At 49.2% G+C, this 15,281-nt stretch carries 8 protein-coding genes; 7 read left to right on the forward strand and 1 reads right to left on the reverse strand.

What is annotated here, in order from left to right:
• Positions 1–4: 4 nt before the first annotated feature.
• The 6 genes from FS628_RS22005 (at position 5) to dnaI (ending at position 14,277) form a co-directional block, all read left to right on the forward strand.
• Positions 5–2,305 carry a glycoside hydrolase family 3 N-terminal domain-containing protein gene (locus FS628_RS22005; RefSeq protein WP_145325293.1) on the forward strand — a complete coding sequence of 767 codons (2,301 nt, stop codon included), beginning with the start codon at positions 5–7 and terminating at the stop codon, positions 2,303–2,305.
• A gap of 4 nt (positions 2,306–2,309) precedes the next feature.
• The gene (locus FS628_RS22010) at positions 2,310–5,507 is read left to right on the forward strand and encodes an alpha-mannosidase (RefSeq protein WP_145325136.1); all 3,198 of its coding nucleotides are present in this window, start codon (positions 2,310–2,312) and stop codon (positions 5,505–5,507) included.
• 255 nt (positions 5,508–5,762) lie between these two features.
• On the forward strand, positions 5,763–7,082 hold the full coding sequence (locus FS628_RS22015; protein WP_145325137.1) for a glycoside hydrolase family 125 protein: 1,320 nt from the start codon (positions 5,763–5,765) through the stop codon (positions 7,080–7,082).
• Positions 7,079–10,258: a beta-galactosidase gene (locus FS628_RS22020; protein ID WP_145325138.1), complete on the forward strand. Its 3,180-nt coding sequence runs from the start codon at positions 7,079–7,081 to the stop codon at positions 10,256–10,258. Before FS628_RS22015 ends, FS628_RS22020 begins: the two co-directional genes overlap by 4 nt.
• Entirely contained in the window at positions 10,255–13,038 is a 2,784-nt protein-coding gene (locus FS628_RS22025) for an alpha-mannosidase (protein WP_145325139.1), read from the forward strand. Before FS628_RS22020 ends, FS628_RS22025 begins: the two co-directional genes overlap by 4 nt.
• 288 nt (positions 13,039–13,326) lie before the next feature.
• Positions 13,327–14,277, forward strand: a complete 951-nt coding sequence (dnaI, locus tag FS628_RS22030; protein WP_145325140.1) for a primosomal protein DnaI — start codon at positions 13,327–13,329, stop codon at positions 14,275–14,277.
• A gap of 127 nt (positions 14,278–14,404) precedes the next feature.
• Here the strand turns inward: dnaI and FS628_RS22035 are convergent, their stop codons facing one another.
• Positions 14,405–14,560, reverse strand: a complete 156-nt coding sequence (locus FS628_RS22035) for a hypothetical protein (protein ID WP_017692450.1) — start codon at positions 14,558–14,560, stop codon at positions 14,405–14,407.
• 263 nt (positions 14,561–14,823) lie between these two features.
• On the opposite strand from FS628_RS22035, the gene trxA reads away from it, so the two are divergent.
• Entirely contained in the window at positions 14,824–15,141 is a 318-nt protein-coding gene (trxA, locus tag FS628_RS22040) for a thioredoxin (RefSeq protein WP_017692451.1), read from the forward strand.
• Positions 15,142–15,281: the final 140 nt, after the last annotated feature.

Genomic DNA, 15,281 nt, shown 5'->3' on the forward strand with positions numbered 1-15,281 from the left:
ATTGATGACTTACAAGGACAAGAGCAAATCCGTAGAGGAACGGGTACAGCATCTGCTGAGCCTGATGACTACGGAAGAAAAGGTAGGCCAACTTACTCAGCCCTTTGGCTGGCAGACATATACGAATGATCAAGGGAATATCACGTTAAACGATTCATTTAAGCAGCAAGTGGAAAATGGGGGCATCGGCTCGCTCTACGGTGCGCTTCGGGCAGATCCCTGGACTGGCGTTACGCTGGAAAATGGACTGTCCGCGAGAGAAGGCGCTGAGGCGGTCAATCTGATTCAACGTTATGCGGTGGAGCATTCCAGACTGGGGATTCCCATCTTAATCGGGGAAGAGTGCTCGCATGGACATATGGCCATTGACGGGACGGTCTATCCTGTCCCCCTTTTATTAGGGAGCACCTGGAATGTGGATCTATATCGGGAGATGTGCCAGGCAGTAGCACGGGAGACACGTGCCCAAGGTGGTGCGGTCACCTATTCTCCGGTACTGGATGTTGTGCGTGATCCGCGCTGGGGTCGTACGGAGGAATGTTTTGGTGAAGATCCTTTTCTTATTGGAAAATTGGCAGTTGCCTCCGTGGAAGGACTTCAGGGTGAAAGTCTTGATCGTGACGATGCAGTAGCGGCAACGCTGAAGCATTTTGTTGGTTACGGCAGCTCGGAAGGTGGACGTAATGCAGGACCTGTGCATATGGGCTGGCGTGAGCTGCTGGAGGTGGATCTGTATCCATTCCGCAAAGCGGTGGAAGCTGGCGCGGCATCGATCATGCCGGCATATAACGAAATTGATGGCACGCCTTGCACCGTGAATACGGAATTGTTGGAAGATGTTTTGCGTAAGGATTGGGGCTTTGACGGTCTGGTCATTACGGATTGTGGTGCGATCAATATGCTGGCAAGTGGGCATGATGTCGCGGCGGATGGACTGGAAGCTTCCGTACAGGCCATTGAGGCAGGGATCGATATGGAGATGTCCGGCGAGATGTTCGGGCAATATCTGGTGCAGGCAGTGGCAGAAGGCAAGCTTGATGTGCAGGTTCTGGATCAGGCTGCTTCTCGCGTGCTGGCGTTGAAGTTCAGATTAGGCTTATTCGAACAGCCTTATGTGGATGCGGATCGTGCAGCAGAAGTGATTGGCAGTGAGCAGCATATTCAACTGGCACGCCAGTTAGCTGCGGAAGGGGTTGTGCTTCTCAAAAATGAGGCGCATACGCTACCTCTATCAATAGCAGATGTGGGCCAGGTTGCCGTAATCGGTCCAAATGCGGATCAAGCATACAATCAGCTCGGCGATTACACGTCACCACAACCTAAATCCAAAGTGGCAACGGTGCTGGATGGCATTCGCAGTAAACTGGCTGACCAAGTGGAGCAGGTACTCTATGCACCAGGCTGCCGGATCAAAGGTGATTCAAAAGAAGGATTCGAGCGTGCCCTTGAAGTTGCCAGCCAGGCAGATACAGTCATTATGGTGGTTGGTGGCTCCAGTGCGCGTGACTTTGGAGAAGGAACGATTGATCTGAAGACGGGTGCTTCCAATGTCTCGGATAACTCATGGAACGATATGGAATGCGGCGAAGGGATCGACCGTATGACGTTGGGTCTTGCCGGAGTACAGTTGGAACTCATTCAGGAGATTCACAAGCTTGGCAAAACACTTATCGTTGTCTACATCAATGGTCGTCCCATCACTGAACCTTGGGTAGATGAACATGCCAATGCAATTTTGGAGGCGTGGTACCCAGGTCAAGAGGGCGGGCATGCCATTGCAGACATTCTGTTCGGTGACGTTAATCCATCTGGTAAATTGACGATCTCCATTCCGAAGCATGTTGGTCAATTACCGATCTATTATAACGGCAAACGTTCCCGAGGCAAGCGTTACCTCGAAGAGGATTTGGAGCCACGTTATGCATTTGGATACGGACTTAGCTATACCACATATGAGTATAGTGAACCCAAGCTGAGTGCTGCGTCTATGACAACTGGTGATTCAGTAACGGTATCAGTGAATGTGACCAACACCGGCCGTTATGCAGGTGCAGAAGTTGTACAGATGTATATCTCTGACGTGGTCAGCTCGCTAACTCGTCCCGCCAAGGAGCTGAAGGGTTTTGCGAAAGTGAGCCTGGAGCCAGGAGAGACAAAGACCGTGGAGTTCCAGATCGGGGCAGAGCATCTGCAGTATATCGGACGTAACTTGAAGCCTGTCGTTGAACCAGGACAATTCCATATTCATATCGGCAGCAGCGTAAATGATACGCAAATGGCCGAACTGACCGTAAGGGAGGCGTAAGACCTTGGAACGTATCAGACGATTTATTCGCGAGTTGTCCGAACATCAGTGGCTGGAGCAATTACAGCTGCGCAGCTGGGACATTACCCGCGCTTATTATAACGTGCCAGGACAGTATGAGGATCAGGGTGAATACCCCGAAGGGCAGGATTTTGAACGTTTTCCGAGCAAACAGGGAACAACCTACTTCTTTCGAACGCGTTTGGAAGTGCCTGCTACATGGCAGCAAGCGCCTTATGGGCTTGTATTTGAAACAGGGGGAGAAGGCTTGCTGCGGGTGAATGGACACTCTTATCAGGGTCTGGACCGCAATCACACCTACGTCACGCTTGATCCGTCCAAAGTTGGAACTAATCCGGAACTGGAGATTGAGATGTTCGATCCGGTGCCTGAACCCGTGGACCCGTTGAATCAACAGGCCGTTATTCAGCCGCCGATCACATCAATTACGAGCCTGCTGGTCAGACCAAATGAAGCGGTTCGCAGTCTCATGTATACGGTCATCATTGTACGTGATTCGGCTGTGCTGCTGTCGGAAAGTGATTTCAGACGGGTTCGCCTGTTAGAACTGGTGTATCGTGCGATGGATCAATTTGTAGGCATGTCAGAAGAAGAGATTAAGCAGGGAGAAGGTATTCGCCAGATTGAGAATAATCTGAAGCATCATGTGCGTGAGATTGGCGGCAACGCAGAAGGTCTGGAGCATATGGTGGGACAATCCCATATCGATATTGCCTGGCTGTGGCCTGTGCGCGAGACCGTACGTAAGACGAGCCGTACCTTCTCCACCGTGGATGCACTCATGAATGAATATCCCGACTATGTCTATTCCCAGAGTCAGCCTTTATTATATGCATTTCTGAAGGAACATGATCCTGAGCTGTATGCACGAGTGAAGCAGCGGATTGCAGAAGGCCGCTGGGAACTGGTTGGCGGCATGTGGGTTGAGCCGGATCTGAACATCCCGAGCGGGGAGTCCCTAATTCGCCAGATGTTGTATGGTCAGCGTTTCTATATGGAGGAGTTCGGCAAGACATCACAGATTGAATGGTTGCCGGATACATTCGGGTACTGTGCTTCCCTCCCGCAGATTTTGAAGCATGGCAATGTGGAATATTTCATGACGACGAAGCTGGGATGGAATGACACGAATGTATTTCCATATGATCTCTTCCACTGGGTGGGCATTGATGGAACACCGATCCTGTCCTACCTCAATCATGGTGTTAACGAGCACACGCTGCCGAAGGATATTCATGATCACTGGCAGTCCTACCGTGAGAAAGCCGCGCATCCGGAGCATATGCTTCTATACGGACACGGAGATGGCGGCGGCGGGGTAACACGCGAGATGCTGGAGTATGTGGATCGCGCAGACCTGATGGTAGGACAGCCCGCCAGTCGATATAGTACAGCTGGAGCTTTCTTTGCGGGAGTTGAAAAGGAGCAACCTGTACTTCCGAAGTGGCATGGGGATCTATATCTGGAGTTACACCGGGGAACCTACACGACACATGCGCGCAATAAGCGCAACAATCGAAAAGCGGAAGTTCTATATCGTGAAGCTGAGTTGTGGAACACACTCGCTCTCCCTGAGATGGGGGAGGATGCAGAAGCTGGCGTGCGTTCGAATCTGCATGACGGTTGGAAACTGATTTTGCTGAATCAATTCCATGATATTATTCCGGGCTCGGCAATTACGGAGTCGTACGTGACGTCGGATGCGGAATATGTACAAGTATTTGAGTTGGGTAGAACCGGACTGGAGCAAGGAGTAGCAACACTGACAGCGGGAATCAACACGCAAGGCCCAGAAGGTTCAGTGGCCTACGTTGTGTTCAACAGCCTGGGGTGGAAACGCAGTGCAGTCATTCAGTTGCCTTTGCATGATGGCTTGGAACGCTACGGCATCGATGAAGAAGGTCAGCGCCTGCGGATGGATCGGGAGGATGGCAGCCTGTCTATTCTCGTGACGGACATTCCGGCGTTTGGATATCAGACAATTTGGCTGGTACCGGAAAATACAAGGGAAACGAATGTACGGGAAACGGCCAACCTTGCCTCGAAACCAACTTTCAATGATACATGGGATACCGCATTTTATCATGTGCAGTTTAACGAACGTGGAGAGATCACTCGTCTGTGGGATAAGACCGCTGAGCGCGAGATGCTGAAGCCGGGTGAACGAGGCAATCAGCTTCACTTCTTCCACGATCGTCCGACGCTATGGGATGCATGGGATATAGACAATCGTTATGAAGAACAGATTGCTGGCGAAGTGGAACTGTTGGAGAAAAAGCTGGTGCTGGCGGGTACAACGAAAGATGTCCTGCGCTTCCACTGGAAGCTACATCAATCGGAAATCACACAAGATATCGTCTTCTATCATGACTCACGGCGAATTGATTTCCAGACACAGGTGAACTGGAATGAAGATCACAAGCTTCTGAAAGTTGGCTTCCCAATTGATGTGGTGACCTCCAAGGCAACATTCGAAATTCCATTTGGCGCACTGGAACGCCCAACACATCGCAACACAAGCTGGGAACAAGCGCAGTATGAAGTCTGTGGACATCGCTTCGCGGATGTATCCGAATATGGATACGGCGTGAGTCTGCTGAATGATTGCAAATACGGGTACGACGTACAGGGAAGCACCATTCGTTTGTCCTTATTGCGTGCACCCAAATGGCCTGATCGCACTGCTGATCTGGGAGAACATGAATTCACCTATTCCCTCTACCCACACGACGGTGACTGGCGAACTGCACACACCGTACGTCAGGCAGCTGAGCTGAATCATGAGGTGACGGTACAGCAGGTGAAACAAGTGCAACAAAAGGGTCAGATACAACAGAGGGATCAAGTACAACATGGCGCAGGAGCTGGCGACGATCCAACCGCAGATGCAGCTGCTAATGTGGCACCTGTACGCCCGGCAACCGGAGCATGGATTGATTTTGATAGTAATCATGTCATTCTGGATACAGTCAAAATGGCAGAGGATGGGCACGGAACAGTCCTTCGTTTCTATGAATCGTCAGGAAAACGCGAACGCATTACGTTGCAATGGCCGCATGCCTTTGAGCAAGCCTATCACTCCAACGCACTGGAAGAACCGGTTCAACCACTGGCCCATACCAATGGCCAGATTACACTATCTTTTAAACCTTACGAAATACAAACCGTGCTACTGCGGTAAATCTTTTTGAAATATTTTTGAGCTATACATGTTCAACTAAACATTTACACGATAACGGAGAGGACAGAAAGAATTCGAAGAAGCGAAGCGTTCGCCTTTATCCCCGGATTTTACCCTTTAGAAAAGGGAATAAAAAAAATCTGGGGATAACAGCGATCGGAGGATATTTCTGACCGCGCAGTGGTCCCGTGTAAATTTTTTGTTTCATCCTTTATAGCTACACCATTCAATTTGTTTAAGGAGTTGCACTCATCCATGGAACAGTTCAAATTACCCAAAATACCCATGCCGCCTGTTGCTTTGCCACAATCCATTCAGGCCGTGCTCGAAGAAGCAGAACAGAAACTGGCTCACCGACCGAAACTGCTTCAATTATTCAAAAACTGCTTCCCCAATACTATCGAAACGACAACGAAGTTGATGGAGGATGGTACGACTTTTGTTATCACGGGAGATATTCCGGCTTCCTGGCTGCGTGATTCCGTGGAGCAGGTGGTACACTACATTCCGTTTGCGAAGGAAGATGAGGACCTGCAGCGCATTATTGGCGGGCTGATCAAACGTCATATTCAGTATGTCCATATCGATCCATATGCCAATGCCTTCAATGAGACGGCGAATGACTGGCACTGGAATACCACGGACGAGACCGAGATGTCACCTTGGGTATGGGAACGCAAGTTTGAGATCGACTCATTATGTTTCGTTGTACGGCTAGCTTATTTATATTGGAAGGAAACCGAGCTGACCGATATTTTCGATTCAAGCTTCAAGGCAGCGATGCGTAAAATCGTGGACCTGTTCAAAGTCGAACAGCATCACATGGAACAATCTCCGTATCGCTTTACTCGCAATAACGGTATCCCAACAGATTCCCTCCGCAATCACGGAAAGGGCATGCCAGTCAATTATACAGGCATGATCTGGTCCGGCTTCCGTTCTAGTGATGATGCGTGCGATTTCCACTACAACATTCCAGGCAACATGTTCGCGGTTGTCGCTTTGCGTCAGATGCAGGAGTTTGCCGAGTGGGTGTTCCGGGATATGGAGTTTTTGCAGGAATTGAAGGATTTGGAGCAGGACGTGGATCACGGCATTCAGCTGTATGGTATTTATCGCCATCCGGAATTTGGACCAATCTACGCGTATGAGACGGACGGTTACGGCAACCACTGTCTCATGGACGATGCGGGTACACCAGGATTGATGTCCATTCCATATCTCGGTTACGTCACAGCGGATGACCCGATCTACCAGAATACCCGCCGCTTCGCTCTGAGCAAAGAGAACCCATTCTATTATGAGGGCAAGGTTGCCAAAGGAATCGGTAGCCCGCACACCCCGCCAGATTATATCTGGCATATGGGGTTGTCCATGCAAGGAATGACTGCGCAGTCTGCCGAGGAGAAACTGGAGATTATTCGCATGCTCGAAGCAACAGATGCAGATACAGGTTATATGCATGAAGGTTTCCACGCCGATGATCCAACGATTTTTACACGAAAATGGTTTGCATGGTCCAATAGTTTGTTCTCCCAGTTGGTCTATAAATCCATGAAGGATGGCCTGTTATGAGTATCCAACCTAATGATAAAAAGCTGATTATCTTCGCTGACTCTACTTTTCCATTGGATGGTACTTTTCCAACTGAGCAGGCTCTGAATACATGGAAAGCAGTCAAAGAGATCACCGTTGTAAACGCCGAAGAACTCGCAGAGACTTTGAAGACTACAGCAGGTGAAGGATGTCTGGTCAATCTGCATGCACCCTATTTCCCCAAGTCCGCCTGGACGGAGATTGCAGCTTACCTGCACCAGGGCGGAAGCCTGATCAGTGTGGGGGGTGCGCCCTTCAAACGTCCGGTTCGATATGAGAATGGGGCATGGATTGTAGAGTCAGAGCAGACCGCGTATCATCAGGAACTCTATATTCATGAGGCACTGAACGTATCTTCTGCAAATGTGCAATCGTACACTTCATCCGAACGGATCCCGCTTCTCATTGGGAAAGAGGGGCTGTTTGAGAAGGCAGATACATGGAATCTGGTTCCACATACAACCAAAACAAGTGATCTGCCTCACCAGATGGGTTCATCAGGACCGATGAGTACGCAGATTTATCCATTACTTTGTGGTATGAGCAAGGATGGACGCAGCATCGCCGCTCCGGTCGTTCTGTGGGAAAACTCGCGCGGGACTTTCGTAGGTTCACGATGGATATTTGTACATCTGCCGCTGACCACCTCATTCTGGACGCAGGATGGCGCTGACGAAATTGTGAAGTGGGCGCAATTCTGTGCGCAAGGTGTAACTGAGTTATCCCTGAAAACGAATTATGCTTCGTATGAGCCAGATGAGCGGGCTGTACTCACACTGCAAGGCCAGATTTTACAGCGAGCAGGCAACAGACTTGCGGAGTCCGAACTGTGGACGTTTGATCTGAGCGTTGAGCGAGAGAACCGTACTAGCGGCATGACGGAGAAGGTATGGGACCATCGACTGGAGATGGAACTTTCCGGTGAGCAGCGTTTCGAACGCATACTTCTCCCGGTTTCCATTGAAAGTGGGCTGTATCGGATCATATGCCACGCGCAGGCTCCTGACGGTGAAGTTCGGACCTTGCGTCAAGGCTTCTGGGGACAGGATGCGGCACTGCTGGCAGAAGGGGAAGTGATTACCCGCAGCAGGGATTATTTTGTAAAAGACGGACGTCCTCTCCCTGTTGTGGGCATGACCTACATGACCTCCGATGTGGCAAGGAAATTTCTGTTTCTGCCCAATGCGGATATCTGGGATCGAGACATGGCTCAGATGGCAAAAGCCGGCATCAACTGGATTCGGACGGGAATCTGGACCGCCTATCGCAACATGATGCAGGTGGACGGACATATGGCAGAGGATGTGCTTCGTGCCATTGATGCATTTATTTTAACGGCGAAACGCCACGGCTTGCAGGTTACGTTCACTTTCTTCTCCTTTACACCGGAGACATGGGAAGGAACGAATCCGTATTTGGACCCGCAGAGTGTCGAAGCACAGAAACGTTTCATCCGCAGCATCGTCAGTCGTCACACGCATACAACACATGTGGACTGGGATCTGATTAACGAGCCGTCCATGTTTGATCCGGTGCGCATCTTCTCAGCTGGCCCACGCTCGGCAAGGGATTCATATGAACTGCAGGCTTATATCACTTGGCTTGAGCAGCGGCATCAGACAATTGAAGCGTTGCAGGAGGCATGGAACATGTCACCGAAGCAGCTTCCGAACTTTGCAGCCGCGGTGATCCCGGAGGCAGAAGAGATTAACTTTGATGTACAGGACATGCACAAGGCCAAAAAAGGAACACGCTGGCTTGATTACTGTCTTTTCTCTATGGAGATGCACAATGTTTGGGCAAGAGAGCTTGTAGGTACGATCAAGGATCTGGTACCGGATCATCTGGTCACTGTGGGTCAGGACGAAGCCCTTGGTGCACAACGTCCTTCGCCTTTCTTCTATGAACGTGAAGTGGATTATACAACTGTGCATTCCTGGTGGTTGAACGATGATCTGATCTGGGACGGTATTTTCGCCAAAACGCCACATAAGCCAAATCTCATTCAGGAGACGGGCATCATGTATGTGGAAACTCCAGATGGACGAGCCAAACGTACAGAAGAAGAGCTTCGTGGCATTCTCGAACGCAAGTACGCCTATGCTTTCTCTACAGGCGGCGCAGGAGCGGTGCAATGGATCTGGAACACCAACTTTTATATGGATAACGCCAATGAGTCTCATATCGGAGCCCTTCGTGCAGATGGTACGGAGAAACCGGAGGCGGATGTATCTTATGATTTTGGCCGATTCATGCATAGCATTCGTGATCTCTTTGAAGACCGCGAGCTGGAGGATATTGCAGTGGTGTTCCCGTATTCCAATGACTTCTCCAACCGTGCCCTGGCCTATGATGCCACAACAAAGCTTACTCGCGTGATGTCCTATGATCTGAAATTGCCATTCCGTGCGTTATCCGAATATCATCTGGAAGCGTTGGAGCAGCAGCCACCGAAGTTAATTATCGTGCCGAGTCCGCATAATATGGACAGCGATGCACTTCAACAATTGCTCAAGTTTGCGGAGAAGGAAGGTACAAGTCTGCTCATCACTGGACCACTGGGGCTGGATGCATACTGGAAGGCAACTGACCGGGCAGATCATATCGTAGGCAAACGCAGTCTGGGTAACGTACAGCGGGAAGAACTGTTGAATATTAATGGCGTGAATCACCGGGTGACCTATGGACGGCGTCGGATCGCCGAGGTGGCAAAGGAGACGTTGCTTCATGGGGATAATGCTACAGCAGATGAACTAACCGTATTGCCTTTGGGTAAAGGAAAATTAATCTGGACCCCGCTGCCGGTGGAGTTAAACGGACGGGACGAGCCACTAGCTGAATTATATCGTTATGCAACCGAGATTTCGGGCATCGAACAGGAGTTGGAATGGATATCTGGCGGAGATATCGCAGGGATCTATGGCCGGAAGCTGAGTTTTCCAAAAGGAAATCTGTATGTATTTGTATCGGAGTTTGCCTTGAACCATGAAGTTCATGTGAGAGATCAACGTACAGGTGTATCGTATGCATTCCAATTGGAGAAAAATCGTTCCGTGTTATTTGCCACAGATGCTTCCGGAAAGCTGAATGGTGTGTATCGGCCGGATGAGGTTGAGATTGTACAACAAGACGAAAGAGGTGGGATAACACGATGACCAAGAAGAAGAGAGCACACATTATTTCACATACCCACTGGGATCGGGAATGGTATTTGCCTTATGAGAAGCATCATATGCGGCTCATTCAGCTCGTCGATTCACTGTTGGATCAGCTTGATGAGGGATCGGACTACAAAAGCTTTTATTTGGATGGACAAACGATTATCATCGATGATTATCTTCAGGTTCGCCCAGAGCAGAAGGAACGACTGGAGAAGCATATCCGCAATGGGCGGATTGTGATTGGGCCATGGTACATTTTGCAGGATGCTTTTCTGACGAGCGGAGAAGCCAATGTGCGCAACATGCAGGTTGGTCATAAGGACGCCAAGCGTTACGGCACACCTTCGAAAATTGGTTACTTTCCAGATACATTCGGATTGGTCGGACAGACTCCGCAGCTGATGCAGCAATCGGGCATTGATAATGTGTTTTTTGGTCGTGGTGTGAAGCCGACTGGCTTCAATAATACAGTCTCGGATGCCGGATATGAATCAAGCTTCTCGGAGCTGATGTGGGAAGGACCAGACGGATCGAAAGTGCTCGGCGTATTGTTCGCCAACTGGTACTCCAACGGGAATGAAGTTCCGGTAGACGAGGCTTCGGCTCGCAAGTTCTGGGAAACCAAGCTTGCAGACGCGGAGAAATATGCATCAACGAATGAGCTGCTTTACATGAACGGATGTGACCACCAACCAATTCAGCGTGATCTGCCAGAAGCCATCCGTATGGCTGAGCAATTACATCCCGATATCGAGTTTGTTCACTCGAATTTTCCGGATTATCTGGAAGCTTTGAGAGCATCGTCTGAACATGAGCTGTCCACGGTCAAAGGCGAACTGCGCAGCCAGCGTACCGATGGCTGGGGAACTCTGGTGAACACGGCCTCGGCTCGTGTGTATCTGAAACAGATGAACCAGCTGGGCCAGACCATGCTGGAAAAAGTGGCTGAACCCCTGGCATCCTATGCCTTTCTGCTTGGTCATGCTTATCCACATGATCAACTGACATATGCCTGGAAAACGCTGATGCAAAATCACCCGCATGACAGCATCTGTGGATGCAGTGTGGATGAGGTGCACCGCGAGATGGTGACACGGTTTGATAAGAGCCGTCATGTGGCAGAGGCACTGATTGAAGAGAGCACAGGCCAGATTGCTTCAGCCGTCGATACCTCCATATTTGAGCGTTACGGCGAAGTTGCCCGGCCTGTTGTGGTGTTTAATACAACGGGTTGGGAACGAAGCGGTGTAGTTCAGATGGAACTGGACGCGGCTCGGTTGTATTTCCGGGATGGATATACATTGGAAGAGATGGCGGCCCAGATGAAAGCCGTTGATCTGTCAGACCGCATACTTGTAGATGAAGAGGGTAACCACATTCCATGTACGGTGGAGGATCTGGGTCTGCAATTCGGCTATGATCTGCCGGATGATCGCTTCCGCCAGCCGTATAGTTGTCGGCGAGTACGTATTCGTTTTGAGACAGAGCATGTAGCTGCATTGGGCTTGAAGACTTATGCTTTGGTGAACTCAATGGATCATGCCAAGAGTGGCTCTCAACTGAAAACAAATACGTTGTTGCGTGGTGAACGCAGCATGGAGAATCAATATTTGATTGTCACGATTGCAGACAATGGTTCATTCACACTTACAGATAAACGAACAGGCAGGACTTATAAAGAGCTTGGCGTGTACGAAAATGTGGGCGATATCGGCAATGAATACATGTTCAAACAGCCAGAGAATGAAGTGGCACGGACAACACAAGCGCTTCAGGCTGAGATTCGGGTCCTTGAAGATACATCATACTCAGCCTCGTTCGAGGTGATTCATCATTGGGAAATACCGGAGTCAGCAGATGAGATGCTGGATCAGGAACAGCGGGAACTGATTTATTATCCGCATCGCAAAGCCCAGCGTTCAACTAAAATGATTCCGCTCCAGATCCGCACGGTTGTATCCCTCAGTCGTAGTGGAAAAGGAGTACAAATGGAGACAACCTTCAACAATCAGGCAAAGGATCATCGGGTACGTGCTCTTTTCCCAACGGATCTCGTATCTGCTATTCATCATGTGGATTCCATGTTCGAAATTGCAACGCGTGATAACAAGCCTGCACCGGAGTGGCAAAATCCAAGCAACACACAGCATCAACAGAATTTTGTGGATGTGAGTGAACAAGACGCCGGATTGGTTGTTGCCAATCTGGGCCTGAATGAATATGAAGTTCTTCAAGATGGGCGTAACACCATCGCCGTAACGCTGCTTCGTGCTGTGGGTGAACTTGGAGATTGGGGCTTGTTCCCGACACCGGAAGCACAATGTCTTGGTGAACATTCGTTTCAGATCGAGATCATTCCGCATGATGGCAATGGTGCAGCGTCAGGTGCATATATCGAGGCCTATCAGTTCCAGGTTCCTTGGACGTTGGTACAAACTGAAGTGCACACGGGTTATCTGACGCCTAGTAACACACCGTTTGCATGGCAAGGGGACGGCTTGGCGTTTTCATCACTCAAAGTGAATGAAGATTCCGGTGATGTGATGCTTCGCTGGTTCAATATGACCACCGAACCCGCCACGTTGAAGCTTGCTGCATCGCAAGCGAATCCACAGCCATTCGAAACGGCGTACAAGAGCAACATCCTGGAGGAAGAGGGCGAAAAACTTCATTCCCACAGCATAGAAGAGGCATCAACATTATCATTTGCCAGCAAGGAATGGAACATACAGACTGGCTCATGCGAAATCATCACGGTCGGCTTACGGCGCTAATAGAGGTTGTTCAGAAACTCCATTTTCTTGGTACTGAAAAACAGACTTTTTGAACACGCACAAATACGTACAGGACTGCAAGTGTACTATCATACTAGGCATTATGCATTACGCACCATGGTGGAAGGGTTACGCTATTTACCAGATGTATCAGTTGAGTTATTGGTTGTTTTTCTATAGAATGAACAGTAGAATTGCAAGAGATCGAAAGTTACCATCCCATCCTGATGGTCACAGGTCGACTTCAATTGTTCATTCTATATTGATACATTAAGGGGGCTTGAAGCCATGGAATCCTTGGGAGGACTGCTTCAGCAGCTGAACCCTGCCTTTCGTGAGCAATCGCGGCGGATTGCGGCGGATTTGATGGAAGATCCGTACGTACGCGAATTCCGCGCAGGTCATCCTGAACTGCAAGATGCACAGCTCATGACCGATCTGAGCAAGCTGTTTCAGTACGCCAAAGACTCAAAGAACTGTGCGAATTGTCCGGGACTCGACAACTGCCCTAACGATTTTCAGGGCCACTTTTGCAAACTGGAAGTAGAACATTTTAACGGTAAACCCGAAATCATAGATATAAAAGCACCTTGTTCCAAACATACCGCCCGGCAAAATGAACATGTGATCAAGCAACGAATTCGCAGTTTCTATGTGGACGAGCGTGCACTCAGTGCCGGATATAACGATGTGGAGATTATGGGCAAGGATCGCATGCGTGCTCCGGCAGTGAATCAGGTGCTTCGGTATATTAGGGAGACCAAGGAGAACGGCTTGTCTCCACAAGGACTGTTTCTCGAAGGAACTTTCGGGACAGGCAAGACGTTCCTGATGTGTTATCTGCTGCATGAACTGGCGGTTGCAGGCCATACGGGTGTCATTATCTATATGCCTGACTTTGTGGAGGATCTGAAATCCATGATTAGTGAAGGGCAGAAGCTGAAGGAAATGACGGATATTCTGAAAAGTTGTGATCTGCTCATCTTTGACGATATTGGTGCAGAGAATCTAAACCCATGGGTTCGGGATCATGTAATGGGGTCCATTCTGAACTATCGGATGAATCGCAAACCCACGTTCTATACGTCCAATTACAATCTGGATGGGTTGGAAAAACACCTTAGCTTTACCAACCGGGACGGCGAGGAAATGAATAAAGGCCAGCGTCTAATGGACCGTATTCGTCCATTCGTGGATGTTATCTCCGTTCGGGGTGAGAATCAGCGCGGCAAGCGTTAATTGGTTAGTCTTTTGGTCTGATCTACAAATTATACTTTTTAAACAATAAGTAGTCCCAAAAAAAGCCTGGCTTTCGCATTGTCGCGAAAACCGGGCTTTTCTGGTCCTGCGTGAGCCTGGAAGCATCCTATTCGGTGAGGAATTTGAAGATCACCATACCGAAAAAGATTACTGTCATCAGGCCGGCCATGCCGGCAACACCCGCGATCAGATCAAATAGATCGTTGCGGGGTTCCTCATTCACATGTTCACGCGGGTCGCTGATCCGCACATTTGCATCCATGTTATTGCCTCCTTATGGGGAATACAGCTTGCCCGTGTGGGGGCTGAAACCCGGAGTAATTTTAGTATACTTGGAAAAGAAAGCGTTTGTAAAGATTTTGCAGTTGGTATGCCACATCCTGTAATTGTGAAGATTTGATGTTGGGAAGATGAACATTGCGGCGTTCAATTCACAAGTTTGACGTACCTGTGTTATACTGGAAGTGTCGTTCACGACGTTACAGGTTAAAATAAACCGTAAGTATATATAAGGAGGACAATTTCATGGCTATTGTTAACGTATCCGATCAATCCTTCAACGCTGAAGTAGAAGGCGAAGGAACGGTTCTTGTTGATTTCTGGGCGCCTTGGTGTGGTCCTTGTAAAATGCTCGCTCCAATCCTGGAAGAGCTGTCCACAGAAGTTGGCGATGCAGTGAAAATTGCTAAAGTTAACGTGGATGAAAATCCGGAATCTGCTTCCCGCTTCGGCGTAATGAGCATTCCAACTTTGATCTTCTTCAAAGACGGTCAACCGGTAGATAAAGTGGTTGGTCTGAACTCGAAAGATGCGCTCAAAGGCATCATTGCAAAACACCAATAATTTACCAGGCTTACACATACGCCTCCGGTTTACACGCCGGGGGCGTTTTGCGTCGAATACCTTTATATAGGACAATATAAAGTATACTATTTATATAAAAATGAACTTGAAATTTACATGTTTAACGGAGAAGACAGAAA

The organism is Paenibacillus xylanexedens, from assembly GCF_007676705.1.
GTDB lineage: Bacteria > Bacillota > Bacilli > Paenibacillales > Paenibacillaceae > Paenibacillus > Paenibacillus xylanexedens_C.